Origin of the sequence: Paenibacillus sp. P3E (genome assembly GCF_001909045.1) — a bacterium.
GTDB lineage: Bacteria > Bacillota > Bacilli > Paenibacillales > Paenibacillaceae > Paenibacillus_AQ > Paenibacillus_AQ helianthi.
Map to the genome: position 1 here is coordinate 94,769 of NZ_LVWH01000209.1, position 17,273 is coordinate 112,041.

Sequence of the window (17,273 nt, forward strand, 5' to 3'; positions counted from 1 at the left end):
GTTAGGAGCTACAACGGCGCAACTATAAAAGAAACTGAACCTATAGTAACGGATTTTTTGCATTTCGTCAAATCTTGTATTTATCAAGCTGATCCAGAAAATTCTGCGACTTCAGCTTCAGCCCCAGCTGATGGTCCATAAAGGCCCGCATAATCTTTTTGAGTTCAGCCCGTGTCTCTTCCTTCACATCTACGCTGCCGAGCCGTGTCAGATCAAGAGCAGCGAATAAACGCAGCAGCTTGAGTGCACGGGGGGAGACCTCCATTGCCGGAGGATCATTATGCCTGCAACTGCGGCAGAGGACACCGCCGAGGCGGGGGCTGAGCCGGAGTTCCTCGTCAGGCTTGTCCAAGCTGCAAACAATACAATGATCCAGCTGCGGGCCATAGCCTGCTGCCTGCAGAACTTTCATTTCAAAAACATTAGTAATGATACCTGGTTCTTTGTCTTCCTCGATTGCATTCAAACAAGCCGAGAGCTGCCGGTACCAGAAGCTGCCGGTTTCCTCATCATGGAGCACACGGTCGAGCAGCTCACAGGCATATGAAGCATAGGCCGCTTTAACCAGATCCTCACGAAGCGGATGGTGAGACTTCGTAATCTCCCCGGCATTCAGTGTTCCGAGTCCCCCATTGTTGCGGAAAAACACAAATTCTCCGGTAGTGAACAGCTGGATCAAGGCAGCATGGCGGCTTTTAACCTTTTTGGCACCACGCACAAGAACGCCTACTTTGCCGGCGTTCTCGGTGCAAAGCGTAATAATCGCGTTCCCCTCGCCGTAGTCCATGCTGCGGATGACGATCCCTTCCACCCTGTATAGCATGCCTCTTCCCCCAACCACTCGGCAAGCAACCAGTCCTTATTGTGCTTCTTCATCAAGGACCTTCTCTTCCTCCGCGGGCAGCTCTATACTGCCACTAAGCGGATCTACGGCTTCTTTGTACAGCAGATAAGCATCGACATCTCCAGTCATTGCAAAATACTTCCACGAAAAGTCTCGCATTCGTATTCATCCTTTCTTCGGAAACACGATGTCTCTTCAGAAATAGGATGTGCGATAGGCCAGGATCTATCCTTGCAATTCCTGCCAAGTATATTTCAAAAAAGCCGCAGATGCGGATCTTAAAGGTCTTTGTGGAAGCCCAAATCACGCAGAACGCGGTCCTGGTTACGCCAGTCTTTTTTCACTTTTACCCACAGCTCCAGAAAAATCTTCGAACCCAGCAGGTTCTCGATATCCGTACGGGCCCGTCTGCCCACTTCTTTTAACAGAGCACCCTGCTTGCCGATAATAATCCCCTTCTGGGAATCACGCTCGACAAAAATGACAGCCGAAACATGTACAACGCCATTGGATTCGACACGCATGTCCTCAATCGCAACCGCGATGGAATGCGGCACTTCCTCGCGGGTCAGATGCAGGATTTTCTCACGGATCAATTCCGCACAGACGAATTGCTCCGGATGGTCGGTAATCTGATCATCGGGATAATACTGCGGGCCTTCCGGCAGATATTTTGCCACCTGATCCAGCAGTGTATTCACGTTACTGCCGAGCTTGGCTGAAATCGGTACAATTTCAGCGAACTCATGCAGCTTGTTGTATTCGGTGATCATCGGAAGGAGAGCTTCCGGCTCGATTTTGTCAATTTTATTCATCACGAGAATGACCGGCGTCTTGATTCCGTTCAGCTGCTCGGCAATATAGCGGTCACCACCGCCCATGCCTTCGGAAGCGTCCACCAGGAACAGCACAGCTTCTACCTCATGCAGTGTGCTCATCGCCGTCTGATTCATATAGTCGCCCAGCTTAGACTGTCTTTTATGAATACCCGGCGTGTCCAGGAATACGATCTGCGAATTATTAGCGGTGTATACCCCGTGTATTTTGTTTCTGGTTGTCTGCGGCTTGTCCGACATGATGGCGATCTTCTGTCCGATCACCTGGTTCATGAGTGTCGATTTGCCTACGTTCGGTCTGCCGATAATGGCGACAAACCCTGATTTGAATTTCATATGATCTTCCTTCCTGAATTCATGAGTTAACCCTTTTGCAAAAGCTTTTTCGATCCCCCTAAAGGCGTTTCGATCCCCCTAAATCCCCCTTAGCCAAGGGGGACCCCAAGGGCCCCGGCCCTCTGGACACCCTGAAATGGGCGTGGCAGTAACTGTAGGCGTATGGGAATAAGGGATAGAGGGTGGAGCGCTTAAGTTCCCTACGGGAACACGCTTGACTGTGGAACAAATTTACTAAAGTGCTGAATGAATACTTCTGTTCATTTGAAGCTCAATTCTTATTCTGCTGCACTTTGCCCATTAGAATTCGCATTTAAAAGGCTGATTAACCAATCTATTGTATTCTCGAACTCTGCTGTAAGAAGTGTAGCATACGCTTAGTAAGTCCCTGAATCGATCCGTAATTCCCGGCTCACTCGGGAGCCTGGCCCTGCTCCAGATCGGCGGGTCCAAACGCGCCCGGAAGCAAATCCCGCACCGTGGTTTCCTGAATGTCACCCTTCAGGTTGCCGAGAATGACCTTCATATCTGGAGGGCATAACTCTACCATCACTTGGCGGCAGACGCCGCAAGGCGATACTGGTCCGTCTGTATCCGCAATGACTGCGATCGCTTTGAAGCTTCCAGCCTTGTGGCCGTCCGCAATGGCGCGGAAAAGCGCAGTCCGTTCGGCACAGTTTGTCGGCCCAAAGGCGGCATTCTCAACATTGCAGCCATGATGCACGTGGCCGTCCTGGTCCAGCAATGCTGCACCGACACCGAAACGGGAGTAGGGGATATAGGCATTGGCCCGAGCTTTGATCGCTTCTTGTAAGAGTAGGGCAGATTCCATAGTTGTCCTCCTAAGAGTTTGTTAGGATTACTTCACTGAATAACTTCGTACAAACTGGCTTTGAAGTAAAGACAATGAAAGACGGAGCGCAAAACGCGGGTCCGCCTCTCCCATAAGCTCAAGTTGTACACTGATTATGACATAAGTCCGGTGATCCAGTCCATCACAGGATGATAAAACACATAGATTCCGGCGATGACCGCAAAGACCGCCGTGAGCAGTACAGCACCTGCGGCGGTATCCTTCGCCTTTTTAGCCAAGGGATGTATCTCAGGGGAGACCAGATCAATCGTCGCCTCAATGGCGGTATTCAGCAGCTCAGCGGTCAAAACGAGCGTAATCACAAGCAACAGCAGCATCCAGCTGGACAGGGGAAGTCTGAATAGAACAGCGGCAACAAGCACCAATGCAGCTAAAGTGCTGTGCACCTTCATATTCAGCTCGGATTTGAACGCCGAAGCAATGCCATGCGCAGCAAATCGAAAAGAGTGCCAGAACTTTTTATGGCCTACCGCTGTATTCTTGACCATTAGCGGGTCAACCCGACCTGGACCAGCACTTGCTCCTGCTTGGACATCATTTCAGCCTCCGAAGCCTCATCCTGATGATCATAGCCCAGCAAGTGCAGGAAACCGTGGACAAACAGGAAACCAAGCTCGCGTTCCAGGGAATGTCCATATTCCAGCGCCTGCTCTTGCGCCCGGGTCACAGAGATAATGATGTCGCCCAGAACATAAGGCACATCATCTCCTTCCCCATTGTCCTGGGAAACATATATAATTTCCGGCTCATCTTCTCCGGTTTCGTTCATGGCAAAGGAGAGTACATCCGTCGGACGGTCGATCCCCCTGTACTCCATATTCAATTCGTGAATACGCTCATTATTGACAAAAGTAAGATCCACTTCGCCTTCGTCAATCCCTTCCATTTGTCCTGCCTTTTGCAGAATATTCTCCAGTAGGGTGATCAGCTCATCGCTTATAAGATGCTCTTCCTGCTCGTTGTTCCAAACGATTGCTAAACTCATGTTGTTACGGCCCCTTCCTCTTTTTTCGGTTTTTTCACATCCTCGGGATATTCAATCCGTGAGTGAAAAATCCCCATTACCGTCTCTTTCAGTGTCCGCGCGATAATATCGAGCTCCTTGATCGTGAGGTCGCATTCATCGAACTGATGATCGTCCAGGCGGCTCTTGATGATTTTCTCAATCATCGTCTCCACCTGCACAACTGTAGGTTTGCGGAGCGAGCGGACGGCGGCTTCCACACTGTCGGCGATTCCGACCACGGCGGATTCTTTGGACTGTGCCTTCGGTCCGGGGTACCGGAAGTCCTCTTCGGTGAAATCGGGCTCCACCCCCTTTTCCTCAGCCAGCTTCAGTGCCTTGTGGTAAAAATAATGCAGGAATGTTGTGCCGTGATGCTGTTCAGCAATATCGCGGATTGGCTTCGGCAGCTTGTACTCCTTCTGCATTTCCACCCCATCCCTTGCATGCGCCACAATGATTGATTTACTGAGCATCGGCTCGATCGAATCATGTGGATTCTCCATGTTGTTCTGGTTCTCTATGAAATAAAACGGCCGTTTGGTCTTGCCAATATCATGATAATAGGAGCCGACCCGGCAGAGCAGTCCATCTGCTCCAATAGCCTCCGCCGCCGCTTCCGACAGGTTGCCGACCATCACGCTGTGATGATAAGTACCTGGCGTTTCCGTAAGCAGCTTGCGCAGCAGGGGATGGTTCGGGTTGGACAGTTCGACGAGCTTCAGCGCCGACAGGATACCGAAGGTAGCCTCGAAGAAAGGCATCAGACCGATAACCAGCACGGCAGTCAGCAGACCGCTGGCAAAAGAGAAGCCAATCGCATAGAGCGTCTGCGTCTGATTCCAGACGCCTCCGCCAAGCACCGTAAGCATAAATACAGTCAAGCAGCCGAACAAGGATACCATGATCCCGCCTTTGAGGAGCGTGGAACGCTGTCCCGCGCGGTGTGTGGCAAAGATGGCGACATAACAAACGATAAGTGCAAAGAACCCGAAGGTGAAATCAAATACGGTGTTCTGCTGCACATTTAGGATGATGCTGGCAAGTATACTGATCAAAATGGAACAAAAGTATGCCAGGGTCATATCCAGCAGCATGGTGATTAACATTGCACCAATAGCAACCGGGGCCAGAAAACCGACATAAGAACGTACATCTGTCTGCAGGAACGCAGCCAGCTTCATCGTAATTATCGTAATTATGAATACCAGCACCAGCATCAGCAGCTGGGAGTTATTGTACTTAAAGCCGGAGGTTCCCCCGTTATAACGGATGAAGGTCAAAAGGCCAAAGGATAACATAGCCGAAAGAAGCAGCAGACCAAATTGCGGCCAATAATTAACCTCGTTGCTCAGCAGGCCGTTGTCATCCAGAAGTGCATATAACTCGGGAGTGATTAGCTCCCCTTTGGCAACAAGTACATCCCCTTGCTCAATGAACACATCAGGCGTATTCTCCCGGGCCTGTACCTTGGCTTCTTTGGTCGCATCCTCATCGTAGAACTTGTTGCTTGTAATCACGAGCCGCACCAGTTCCTGCACAACCTCACGGGCCGTGCGCTGGCTAAGCGAACTGACGCTGACCTGTTCAGCCACTTTGGCACGTGCAGACTGGGCGTCTGTAATCTGATCGTTCATTAGTTTCGTTACGATATCCCGGGCAACCGGCTTCATCTCGATAATATCCTGAGAGGTCAGACGCGGAATCTTGATAAAGGTCTCTTCTGGAATAACATACGTCTGATCCTTGATCACTGACTGCATTTCATCCAGCAGATGTTCGGAATAGGTACCGGAACTTCGGCTGGAGGTCACAAAATTCAAAATAAAATCATTGGCCCGCTGAGGAATCTCCTCCCGGTAAATAGCCGTTTTGTCGGATTGCGAGATGAGATCATCCTGGTTCAGCCGGTCAATCCGGTCGAGCAGGGAGGTTACGAGATTATCCGCTCTCATTGGTATGATTGCATAACGGTTGGTTACATTCTCAGCCGCTTCTTCCTGGGCTTTAAGCTTGGCTTTGGTGTCTAGGATTTGCTTGGGTGCTGTGATTTCCTTGGCACTGTGGGTTCCCTCTTTGATATCATACTTCTTGGGTACCAGATCTGACGACAGGCTGAAGTAGAAAATGAGCCCAAGTAACAGGAAAAGAGCATAGCGCGTTACCGCGCTATACTTCCAGCCGTTGTTGCTGTATACAAATCCGCTTAATTTGGATGGTTGCTTTGAGGCCATGAAGACAGTCCCCTTTTTTATTCGCGGTTTTCGGCAGAGCGTTCATAGGCGACGATAATTTTCTGTACCAGGGAATGCCGGACTACATCCTGTTCTGCGAAATAGACAAAACCCAGCTCATCAATGCCGGATAAAATCGCTTTGGCTTCGATCAGGCCCGATTTCTTGCCGCGCGGCAGGTCGATCTGGGTGACATCCCCCGTGATTACCATCTTGGAGCCAAATCCAAGGCGGGTCAGGAACATTTTCATCTGTTCCGGGGTTGTATTCTGGGCTTCGTCGAGAATGATAAAGGAGTCATCCAGCGTACGCCCGCGCATGTAAGCAAGCGGAGCGATCTCAATCAACCCACGTTCCAATGCCTTAGCGACCTGATCGGGGCCCATAACGTCGTATAAGGCATCGTAAAGAGGACGGAGGTACGGATCTACCTTTTCCTGCAAATCGCCAGGAAGGAAGCCCAGGCTCTCTCCTGCTTCCACAGCCGGGCGTGTAAGGACTATACGTTTGACGGAGCCTTCCTTCAGCGCTGTAACAGCCAGCACAACGGCAAGATAGGTTTTGCCGGTACCAGCTGGACCGATGCCGAAGACGATGTCCCGCTTTTTGATGGTAGTTACGTAATGCTTCTGGCCAATCGTTTTGACCCGGATAGGTTTGCCACGGAAGGTGGTCGTGATTTCACCTTTGAACAAATCAAGCAGCTGGTCGGCCCGGAAATCCTTGGCCAGCTCCACCGCATACTGAATATCCCGTTCACTGAGTATGTAGCCGCTGCGGATCAGGGAGAGCAGCACACCAAACAGCTGTTCCAGCATGTCCACTTCCCGCTCCGCTCCGCGAACCGTAATTTCAGCTTCACGCGAGTCAATCACGGCAGGAATTTCACTTTCGATTATTTTCAGAAAACCATCCTGCGGGCCGAACAGGGATTGCGCTTCTCCCGCATTTTGCAAAGATATACGAATGCTTGCAGTCTGTTCTGACAAGTAGCCTCATTCTCCTCAGTTGTTTACTATCGGAAGTTCTTCCGTGATTCTCTCTTCCACTTCAAAGAGCACTTTCATATAAACTTTACCATTGTCTTTCTTCTCATGCAAAATTTTTTGACTTTTTATGGTGCTGTCTGTGCCGTAACGGGCCAAAATATCGTTCTTCGCCCCCGTTATCCCCTCTTGCCGCGCAGCCTCGGGTGTCAGTGTATCAGTTGTGCTACGGACCTCCATCTCCTTCTCGGTCATCAGCCCCAGCGGCAGCTGGAATGACCGCCACGTCAGCGGATCATGCTCCGTAAGCGTACGTGATTCTGTAAAGCCGGAAACACCGTATCCCCACAGCTGAATCGCCCATTTGCCAAGCACCAGATAGGTGCGGTCCTTCCGTTCTCCAGTATAGGAGCTTCCCGATCTTTTCAGCGGTACCTCTATATTGTATTCATGCCAGACGAGCCCTTTCACCTCGCCTTTGGCAACAACAGATTCCATATTTTCTTCATCACCCAGTGTGCCTGAGATCAATATCTGCCCTTTTTTAACCCGTGTGTTTCGGCTTACTACAGGTCTGCCCTGCTCCGCGTAGATTTCGCTGACCACTGCATCGGTCCTGCTGACCAGATGCCGCGGACTGAGCAGAGGCTTTTTCTCCGGCTGGTCGGACTCCACAATCTGGATTTTGACGCTCGTCCCAGTCCGCTGCACCCCTACCCAGGAGACACCCGGAAGCTCTGAGGTCAGCGCTTTGGAGAGCTTGTCCGGATCATTCATTCGCCAAATCCACTGGAAGGGGTATACCCCCTCTTGTCGTGCGGCCTGCAGGATATCCTCAGAAGCAATCCGGTTGTTGCCTTCAATTCGAATGGTCCATACCATCGAGGATAACAGCAGCAGGCCAATTCCGAACAGCAGCACGCCTGCGGCAAAAAACTTCCGTTTCCACAGCCTGGCCGCCCGGAACGGCAGTCCATATCTGGCTGTGACCCGCGAGCGGCAGCCTGTCTTTTTCAAGAGCGGCCGAAGGACAAAAAAGTCATCCAGAAACAGGTTCAGAGAAGCACCGTTGCCGGCAGGCCTCACGTCCCAGATCACGATTCCTGCTTCGGTTACGGCGTTGATAAACTTTTCCACCTGCGGTCCCGTCACATGCAGTGTAACGAACCCCCGCAGTGATGACAGAGGCGGTTCCTTCATGATTTCTCCTCGCTTCCCTTATATCTGATTTCTCCGATAACTCCCTCTACCGTCAGCTCCTGGCCTAATATATTGCGTATCATCAGCCCCTCGCCGGAAATCTCCAGCGAACCGTTAACTAACGCCAGCTTCAGCTGCCCGGAGGAAAAATGCAGCACACCGCGATGGTTCTCAATATACAGTTCTTTATTGCCGATCAGGGTGATTCGGGGCAGCTCCTGCAGTACGTCCTGCGGAAGATCCAGCACCCCGTTTGTCCATCCCCGCAGCCTGCGGCCTATACGGGTCATAAGTAGACTTCTCCCCCTTCCTGCCTTCTGTACACCTTATGCGGGAGCGCTTTTGTTTATGAGAAGAACTCGGGAAGCGAATAACAAGTGCAGGTTAACATGAAGCAAAAAAGCTCCGGACTCCTCATAGGAATCCGAAGCTCATAGGTTATCTGCGAAAAGTACGGGGCTGCCTCGATCGCGGGGGACCCAGTATTTCCGCCCATCGAAGACCGTCCTGCAGCGCCTTGCGGTCTGCCCTGAAATCCCGGTCAACCTCCTGGACGGCATCAGGCCGTTTACCGGCGTTGCCAGAGCCCACGGTGGACGCACTCCCGGTAAATTGCGATTCCAAGCGTTTCAACTCCCGCTCCATCCGCTCTGCACGGACTTGTACGCCGTCTCCCCAGGCTTGCTCTAAAGAAACACCTTCACCGGTTTGGTAATCGGGGGATGGCGACTCTGCAGATTCCGGCCATGCCGGAGATGCCTCATCCCCCGTTTCCGGGAAGGAAGCCAAAGGCCTGCTAAGGTTAGGGGAATCGCCTCCGGGAACAGGAAAACCACTGCGCTCATTTTTTGGCTTGCTCTGCGTTCGCCCGGAAGGTTGAAGGGGATTCCCACCTCCACTGCCAAAAGTAGGCATTCCTCCGCGCGGAGCGGGGTCCCCCTTCTTTTTACCCGCCTTATTCAGACTCGAAATGATTGCGATGATGATAATCGCTGCTACATAAATCAAGCTGCCCATGGGACTCACATCCCCTTATTTATTGGTTGGACGGGTGTTGTCATCACCGTCGTTTAGTTTGCCAAGCGAGCCGCGCATTTGGGTGTCAGCTTCGATATTTTTGAGATTCATATAATCCATAACTCCAAGTTTGCCAGAGCGCAGCGCTTCCGCCATAGCCAGCGGCACTTTGGACTCAGACTCGACTACTAGTGCTTTCATCTCAACGACACGGGCCTTCATTTCCTGCTCATGGGCGACAGCCATCGCTCTGCGCTCCTCTGCTTTGGCCTGGGCAATGCGTTTATCTGCCTCAGCCTGTTCGGTCTGCAGATAGGCACCAATATTCTTCCCTACATCAATGTCCGCGATATCTATGGACAGAATTTCAAAAGCCGTCCCCGAATCCAGTCCCTTAGATAATACAGTCCGGGAGATGGAATCCGGATTCTCCAACACGTCCTTATGGGAATCACTTGAACCTACTGTGGTGACGATCCCCTCCCCTACACGGGCGATAATGGTTTCTTCACCTGCACCGCCGACGAGGCGGTCAATGTTGGCGCGTACGGTTACTCTCGCTTTTACCTTAACCTCGATACCGTTCTTGGCTACTGCGGCTACAATCGGAGTCTCGATCACGCGCGGATTAACACTCATCTGCACCGCCAGCAGCACATCGCGTCCAGCAAGATCGATTGCAGCGGCACGTGTGAATTCCAGCGGAATGTCTGCACGCTGCGCGGCAATTAGCGCATTCACAACCCGGTCTACATTCCCGCCCGCCAGATAATGGCTTTCGAGCTGATTAATATTCACGCCAAGCCCCGCCTTGGTTGCCTTGATCAGCGGATTGACGATCCGGCTTGGCGTAACCCGCCGGAGTCTCATCGCCACCAGGGTAATAATACTGATTTTCACTCCGGCAGCCCAGGCTGAAACCCATAACATGACCGGGAAAAAGCTGAAAAATACACTCAATACAACAATTACAACAACCGCGATCAGCAAAATCGTAATAGTAGACGCTTCAATCATACCTCTTCCAACCTCCGTTAAAATGTAATTTCACAATTCTTATTTCGCGGCTTCCTTCACAACCACTCGTCCGCCTTCGACCTTGATCACCGAAATGGAAACACCTGTGTCAATAAAGGAGCCCTCGGTGACCACATCCACCCGCTCCCCATTCAGACTGGCCGTTCCTGCCGGACGAAGCGGTGTTATACTGACACCGGAGGCTCCAACCAAACTAAGCTTCTCCAGTACAGGCACAAATCCCTGCTCTTTGGTTAGGCTGTCCTTCAGAATAAACCGGTTCCATATCCCCCGCTCCTTGAAAGTGACAGCCACAGCAATAATGACTACTGCCGCTGCCGCAAAAGCAATGCCCAGACTAAACAACGCATGGGTATAGCTGTAAGCAGCCCTTACTACGCCCGCTACGAGGAGTACTGAGCCCAGGATACCGAGTATGCCAAAGCTCGGGACAAACAGCTCCAGAATCAGCATCACAAGTCCCAGAATGAACAACAGCCAGGTCTCTGCACCGGCAAAGCCCGCCACGTAATTACCGAAGAAATAAAGCGCAAAGGCCAATGTGCCGATAATCCCCGGAACACCAAAGCCCGGAACCAGCATCTCAATGACAATTCCCGCAATTCCGATGAAGAGCAGAATCGTCATCACAATCGGATTGGTCAGAAAATGCGACATTTTTTCCGCACCGGTATGCTCCACGCGAAAAATGTCGTCTGTGGAATAGCCCAGTGAGGTAATCGCTTCTTCAGGCGTACTTGCGATGCTGTCTGCGTACCCGGCTTTGAGCGCTTCATCGCTGCTTAGTGCGATAATCTCGCCCTGTGCCTTTTTCACACCAAGCTCGGGCTTGTTGACGACAATATTCTTATCCATCATCCCGGCAGCTATTTCCGGATCACGCCCGTTCAGCTCAGCGGCACCGACCATTTTTGATTTCCAATAGGACGTGATCTTAGCGTCTTCCACGCTATTTCCTCTGCCGTCCACCAGGGAAGCCGCACCAATCATACTGCCCGGTTTCATAATGATATTTCCTGCGTTCAGCGCAATGTAGCTGCCTGCCGAAGCGGCATCCCCCCTGATATAGGCTACAGTCGGAATTTTACTGTCGCGTACCATCATGCCGATCTGTTCGGCTGAATCCACGAGTCCGCCCGGTGTATCTATTTCCAGCAAAATCAGAACAGCCCCGTAGTTTGCCGCCTCCTGGAATCCCCGCTCCAGAAAGCTCTGGAGCCCACGTTCAATTTCCTGATCTACCGGAATGATAAATACAGGCCCATTCTTGGACACAGGCGCAGCTGCTGATGTACGCGGTGAAGCCTTATCTGCGCTTGCCACACCCGCTATCGGTATCAGCAGCAGCAGCAGTAATAGGAGAAAGGAAATACTGGATACCGCGATTTTACGAAATCTGTCCAAGGTTCTACCTCCTCTTCACATAATTCCAGCTCTTAGTGCATAGTACGCCCCTTAGACACAAGCGTTTCAAACGAAGTTAAAGAATGCAGCATAAAAAGAGACACATCAAAGTCTATTCTTAGAATGTGTCCCTATCATAATCTTATAAACCTATACATGCATAAATTCCCCAAAAAATGAAAAACACCCCTTAATAAAGGGGTGCTAGCGTTATATTATTGCAGAAATTGCAGAACCGCCTGGTTCACGAGTTTACCATCGGCGCGACCTTTTACCTTAGGCATCAGTGCGCTCATCACCTTACCCATTTCACTTTTCGAAGAAGCACCGGTTTCCTGGATGGTCTGCTGTACAATTACTTTAATTTCTTCTTCGGAAAGCTGTTCAGGTAGGTATTTCATGATAATCTCGATTTCTGCCTTCGTACTCGCGGCAAGCTCGTCGCGACCCGCTGATTCAAATTCTTGGAGGGCATCTTTGCGCTGTTTGATTTCACGACTAAGGATATCAAGCACTTCGTTGTCGTCTAATGTTCTCTTCAAATCTATTTCAAGATACTTTATTGTAGAACGAACCATTCGAATCGTGGAGAGTGTGAACTTGTCCTTACTCTTCATCGCTTGCTTCATATCTTCGTTTAATCGTTCGCTAAGATTCATGCGTGGGTAATCCTCCTAAAACTTTCTCTTACGAGCAGCCTCAGACTTCTTCTTGCGCTTTACGCTTGGCTTTTCATAATGCTTGCGTTTCTTCACCTCAGCCAAGACACCATCTTTAGCAATGGAACGTTTAAAGCGACGAAGTGCAGCATCAATTGTCTCGTTTTTGCGAACTTTCGTTTCAGACACCAGTTTTCCCTCCCTCCGACCAGACCGTCCAAGAGCATAACAACACGGTTCATCAAATTTCATTATAGGTCAAAGCGAAATATGGTGTCAACCTTCGTGTTATTCTTTTTTTCGGCCAGGTATTTCCGTATTTAAAATCTGTCAGGCGTGAGATGCCGAATTTCCGACAAGTGCGCCTAATTTGGCCCCGCCAAGCAAGTGATAGTGGAGATGAGGCACGGCTTGTCCGCTGTCCGGTCCGCAATTGTTAATCAGGCGGTATCCGCTGTCTGCAATCCCAAGCTGGACAGCAATTTGCTGTGCCACGGCATGAATCTCACCGATTAGCGGCAGGTCCTCAGGTGCAACGTCATTCATGGAAGCTATGAACTTCTTTGGAATAATCAGCACATGTACCGGAGCTGCAGGCTCAATATCATAAAAAGCCAGAATCCGTTCATTTTCGAATACCTTCTTGGAAGGTATCGAACCTTCAATGATTTTGCTAAACACGGTTTCCATCGGGACGCTTCCTCCTATAGTTGTGGTGAAAAGCCAGCAGGTGAATCCAGCTTGTGCTAATCCGTGCTCGAGAATGGCTTACTTCGCGGCATCATTATTTTTATGTCTCTTATCATACAGGATAATTGCGGATTGGGAAAGACAGGTGACTGTGACAGTGACGATAACGGTGGCAACGGGGAGTTGGCTCAGGGAGAATGTGGGAGAATGTGGAAGCATAGGGAGTAGGAATGTGGACTGTCTGTAGTCACAGCAGATCCATAATAGAAAATTCACAAACTCATTTTATATAAATCATGGAATTTGAAGATCATCAGCTCTGTTATAGATACAGATTGCTGGGAATTCGTTATACATTTCTGCCATGAAAAAAAGACAAAAAAAAAGAAACACCCTATCAGCTCAAAAAGCTGATTCGGCGGCGGACGTATGAAAAGGAGCAAAACTCCCGGTCATACGTCCGCCGAGGTGTTTCAAAATGATGTCGGCTTAGCTGTATTATAACAAGGGTATGATACTGTATCTGTGACAGTTATCACATTGTATATCAGGCATTACATTTTTTCCAAAATAATCCTCGAACCTCCGCCTCCCGGCTCTGCCGGAACGATAACGAGCTTGCGGGGCAGACGTGCCCTCAGCTCAGGAACATGGCTGATGATCCCAACGGAGAGCTGGTCGTTATGCAGTCTTTCGAGTGATGTGATTACTGTGTCGAGCAGATCCGGGTCCAATGTACCGAAGCCTTCATCCAGGAAAAAGAATTGCAGCGGATACTGCCCACGCAGCTGGATCTGAGCCGAAAGCGCCAGTGCCAGGGACAAAGAGGTCAGGAACGTTTCTCCGCCCGATAAGGTGGATACAGGTCGTCTTACTCCGCCATTCCCGTCATCACGAATGACAAACCCGCCGCCGGAATCCACCTCAAGCGCATAACGCTGCTTGCTCAGGAAACGAAGCCGTTGTGATGCTGCCTGACATACCTGCATGAGCTGCTCCTCCGCAATATATTCTACAAAGGCGTTTCCCCGCAGCACGGTCTGCAGCTTGGACAGCCGGTCTTGAAGCTCAGCATGCTCCGCACGCTTCCCTTCAAGCTCCATCCATCGGACGTGGCGGTGCTGCAAGTCTTCCAGATCACGTTCAGCACGTGCCCGGCCCTGCAAAGCGGCCTCATCGTCATCCTTGCATCTGCGCAGGGTTTCCTGGCTCTCTTGCCATTCCTCTGCGCTTAGAACAGCCCCTTCCAGCTTCTCTTCAATATTCCGCAGCTGCAGCGTAACTTCAGCTTCACCTTCACGATGGGCCCGCACACGGGCAACTGCCCCTGTCCGCTCTTCAGGGGTGAGCGCCGCACCTTCTACCTCAAAGGTTGAAGCAAACAGCGAGGCCTTCAAACTGTCTTCCCAATACGAGGCAGCCGCAGCATAATGCTCCCGGGCAGACTCCGCCGCCTGGCGGCTGATAGCTGCTTCCTTCACCGCATGCTGTGCCTGTTCCGCTGCTGTCCGGTGAGACTGCCTGCTGCTGTCCAGACCCGCCTGCAGCGCCTGTAGCCGCTGCTCGCATTCCGCTAGCAAAACGGCAGCAGACCTGCCGCCAGTCCACTCCAGGAGGCGCTGCTCCTTCTCGCTCTCCAGCGCCTCTTTGCCTTCCAGCTGTGCGCTCCACTGGGCCAGTTCCTTGTCTAAGGAAGCTATCTCCTCTTGAAACACCTGCACGGAAGTGCTCTTGTCATCCAGGAACTTGACGCTGATCTCCAGCCGTCCCCTGATTTCTTCAGCTTGCTCATCCTTCTTCTGCATTTCGCGGTAGGCATGCTCCGCATCATCCGGAGCCAGCTCCGGAAAGAGCCGCGTCCATTCGTTATGGAGCTCATCCAGCTGCCGTGCCAGATCCGCGGCCTTGGCTGTAATGCCTTGCACCCAAGCTGCTTCGGCTTCCGCCGCCGCTGCTTCCTTGTGGGTCAGCTGCTGCTCTTCCTGCAAGGAGCGCTGCCATTCTGCCGCACTTCGGCGAAGCTCGCTGGAGCGGATTTTAAGCGCAGAAAAATCAGTTTCCAATCCGGACAAAGCCTGCTCAGCCGAAATTGTATTAGTGCTGAATGAAACAGGATCGGCAGAGAGACCGGCAGGAGCCGAAGCTCCAGATGGAGTGGCCAGGGCTACAGGGCGATCCGATAGAGCAGAGGCTACAGGGCAATCTGAAGATGCAAGAGCTTCAAGACGATCCGATGGAGCAGAGGCTACAGGGCGATCTGAAGATGCCGAGGTCCAAGACGAGGCTGAGCCGATAGCGCTGCCTTGTTCTAGCCCCGCAGCTGCAGGTGTTGCGAAGGATTCTGCTGCCCCTTCGCCGTACACCTGCTCCAGCCAGGTCACATCCTGCTCCAGCAGGCTACGAAACAGATGACGCGCTTCAAGCGCCCGTCTGCCTAACGCACGGGACTGCTCAAGCTGGCGCTCCAGCTCTTCCCGCTCCCCGCTGTCCTCTGCCAGCGCAGGGGTGGGGTGATGTTGGCTGCCGCAGACCGGACACGGCTGCCCGTCCTGCAGTTCACTGGCGAGCGACAGAGAGAGCCGGTGCCGCTCTTGGCCCTTGAGCGCCGCCGCAAGCGTGCTTCCGTGAAGCTCCAGCTGATCGGCGGCGGCTCCCGCTGCGGCCTCTCCGGCGCGCAGCTCTTCCAGGTGCAGCGCTGCGGCGGCGATACCCGTGCCGCGCTGCGCCTCAAGCGAGTGCCGCCGGTCGCCGGCGGCGGCGAGCCGCGCCTCTGCCGCCGCGAGCACCGCGGCGCGCTCGGCGCGTTCCCGTTCCGCTGTCTCCCGCTGGGAGGAGGCGGAACGCAGGCCCTGAAGACGCTGCATGGCTTCCTGCAGCGTCTGCCGCTCCTGGGAGCGGACCGCCAGCGGCTGCAGGCTCTGCTGCAGCTCTTGCTGGCGCTTTTGGCCCTTGGCCAAAAGCTCACGCTCCCGGGCCATGCTCTCCCGCCGGGCAGCGAGCCCGCGGGAGGCCTCATCGCGGCGCTCCAGCACCGCTGTGCGCTCGCGCCGCAGTCCGCCCAGCTCAGCTTCCAGCTCGAGCGCGCGGCGGTAGGTATCCGCCCCCTGCCGGAGGGCGGGCTCCTCCGCGGCCAGCGCGGCCTGCGCCGCCGCTTCCGCCGCTGCCAGCTCCGCCGCCTGCCGCTCGGCTGCGGCGGCTTGCACCTCCTGGCCCTCCGCACGGTCCAATCGGCTCTTCCAGGCCTCTTCAGCGCTGCGCCAGGCCTTCAGCGCGGGCAGCATCTTCTCGGCTTCGTCAGCCTTGCCGAGCTTCTGCTCCAGCAGGAGGATATCTGCCTCCTGCGCAAGCAAAGCCTGCCGCTGACCCTCACGGCGGGATCGCTCGTCCTGCAGCTCACGGATGCGGGCATAGCGTTCCGCCCGCAGCACCGCCTCATCCAGCCGCTTGCGGCAATCTGCCGCCTGGAGGACCGCTTCCTGCAGGCGCTGCTCAGCAGCCTCAACATCCGCCTTGCCTGCACTGCCCAGCCCCTGCTGCTCAGCCTCCAGTGCGCGCAGCGCAGCCTCATTCTCCTTCACCCGGCGGCTAAGCTTCAGCGCCAGCCCGTCACCATACTGCTCCAGATGAAAAAGACGCTGGAGCATTTGTCTGCGGTCTACACCGCGCAGTGACAGAAACTCAGCAAACTTACCCTGCGGCAGCACAACGGCCCGGGTGAAATCATCCATTTTAAGTCCGATATGCTCCTCTACACAGCGTGTAACATCTGCGAGCTTATCGGCCATCACGTGATCACCGTCATCCGCAACCTCGATGAAACGGCTGATTGTATTGCTCACGGACTGGTCCCCGGTCCGCTTGAATTTCCGTTCGACCCGGTAACGGCGGGGGCCGGCTGAGGAAGTTAGCTCAAAAGTAAATGCCACGCTAAGCTGGTCCTCGGAATGGTTCATGATTCCCTGTGTCCCGTTCACTGCCCGTTCCACTTTGCCATACATGGCCAGTGTGATCGCGTCCAGCAAACTGGATTTGCCGCTTCCCGTAGGCCCAAAAATACCGAATAGTCCTGTCTCGGTCAGACTCGCAAAATCAATCTCCTGCTGCTCTCTATAGCTTTGCAGCCCGGCTACCTTTAGTAGAATTGGCTTCACT

At 52.8% G+C, this 17,273-nt stretch carries 17 protein-coding genes; all 17 read right to left on the bottom strand.

Translation table 11 applies throughout. From position 1 onward, the window contains the following. Window positions 1–67: 67 nt before the first annotated feature. Complete coding sequence (recO, locus tag A3842_RS26565) at window positions 68–823, bottom strand: DNA repair protein RecO (RefSeq protein WP_074085693.1); 756 nt, start codon at window positions 821–823, stop codon at window positions 68–70. A gap of 36 nt (window positions 824–859) precedes the next feature. Beyond that, window positions 860–1,003, bottom strand: a complete 144-nt coding sequence (locus A3842_RS26570; protein WP_074103299.1) for a YqzL family protein — start codon at window positions 1,001–1,003, stop codon at window positions 860–862. A 119-nt stretch (window positions 1,004–1,122) separates the two neighbouring features. Continuing rightward, window positions 1,123–2,016, bottom strand: a complete 894-nt coding sequence (era, locus tag A3842_RS26575) for a GTPase Era (protein ID WP_074085695.1) — start codon at window positions 2,014–2,016, stop codon at window positions 1,123–1,125. A 412-nt stretch (window positions 2,017–2,428) separates the two neighbouring features. After that, window positions 2,429–2,848, bottom strand: coding sequence for a cytidine deaminase (gene cdd, locus A3842_RS26580; RefSeq protein WP_074085696.1), 420 nt, complete (start codon window positions 2,846–2,848; stop codon window positions 2,429–2,431). Between the two features lie 134 nt (window positions 2,849–2,982). After that, entirely contained in the window at window positions 2,983–3,378 is a 396-nt protein-coding gene (locus A3842_RS26585) for a diacylglycerol kinase family protein (protein WP_074085697.1), read from the bottom strand. After that, window positions 3,378–3,875: an rRNA maturation RNase YbeY gene (gene ybeY / locus A3842_RS26590; protein ID WP_074103300.1), complete on the bottom strand. Its 498-nt coding sequence runs from the start codon at window positions 3,873–3,875 to the stop codon at window positions 3,378–3,380. Before ybeY ends, A3842_RS26585 begins: the two co-directional genes overlap by 1 nt. Then, complete coding sequence (locus A3842_RS26595; protein ID WP_074085699.1) at window positions 3,872–6,127, bottom strand: HD family phosphohydrolase; 2,256 nt, start codon at window positions 6,125–6,127, stop codon at window positions 3,872–3,874. Before A3842_RS26595 ends, ybeY begins: the two co-directional genes overlap by 4 nt. 17 nt (window positions 6,128–6,144) lie before the next feature. After that, entirely contained in the window at window positions 6,145–7,116 is a 972-nt protein-coding gene (locus A3842_RS26600) for a PhoH family protein (RefSeq protein WP_074085700.1), read from the bottom strand. A gap of 15 nt (window positions 7,117–7,131) precedes the next feature. Then, the gene (yqfD, locus tag A3842_RS26605) at window positions 7,132–8,313 is read right to left on the bottom strand and encodes a sporulation protein YqfD (protein WP_074103301.1); all 1,182 of its coding nucleotides are present in this window, start codon (window positions 8,311–8,313) and stop codon (window positions 7,132–7,134) included. Continuing rightward, complete coding sequence (gene yqfC / locus A3842_RS26610) at window positions 8,310–8,603, bottom strand: sporulation protein YqfC (protein WP_074103302.1); 294 nt, start codon at window positions 8,601–8,603, stop codon at window positions 8,310–8,312. Before yqfC ends, yqfD begins: the two co-directional genes overlap by 4 nt. 148 nt (window positions 8,604–8,751) lie before the next feature. Beyond that, entirely contained in the window at window positions 8,752–9,330 is a 579-nt protein-coding gene (locus A3842_RS26615) for a hypothetical protein (protein ID WP_074103303.1), read from the bottom strand. A 15-nt stretch (window positions 9,331–9,345) separates the two neighbouring features. Further along, a complete protein-coding gene (floA, locus tag A3842_RS26620; protein WP_074085704.1) occupies window positions 9,346–10,347 on the bottom strand; it encodes a flotillin-like protein FloA in 1,002 nt (333 codons plus the stop codon). A gap of 39 nt (window positions 10,348–10,386) precedes the next feature. After that, window positions 10,387–11,772: an NfeD family protein gene (locus tag A3842_RS26625; protein WP_074103304.1), complete on the bottom strand. Its 1,386-nt coding sequence runs from the start codon at window positions 11,770–11,772 to the stop codon at window positions 10,387–10,389. A gap of 215 nt (window positions 11,773–11,987) precedes the next feature. Next, window positions 11,988–12,431, bottom strand: coding sequence for a GatB/YqeY domain-containing protein (locus tag A3842_RS26630; protein WP_074085706.1), 444 nt, complete (start codon window positions 12,429–12,431; stop codon window positions 11,988–11,990). Between the two features lie 15 nt (window positions 12,432–12,446). Further along, on the bottom strand, window positions 12,447–12,620 hold the full coding sequence (gene rpsU / locus A3842_RS26635) for a 30S ribosomal protein S21 (protein WP_005547957.1): 174 nt from the start codon (window positions 12,618–12,620) through the stop codon (window positions 12,447–12,449). A gap of 141 nt (window positions 12,621–12,761) precedes the next feature. Then, the gene (locus A3842_RS26640) at window positions 12,762–13,121 is read right to left on the bottom strand and encodes a histidine triad nucleotide-binding protein (RefSeq protein ID WP_074085707.1); all 360 of its coding nucleotides are present in this window, start codon (window positions 13,119–13,121) and stop codon (window positions 12,762–12,764) included. Between the two features lie 554 nt (window positions 13,122–13,675). Next, the gene (locus A3842_RS26645) at window positions 13,676–17,272 is read right to left on the bottom strand and encodes an AAA family ATPase (protein WP_074103305.1); all 3,597 of its coding nucleotides are present in this window, start codon (window positions 17,270–17,272) and stop codon (window positions 13,676–13,678) included. Window position 17,273 lies beyond the last annotated feature (1 nt).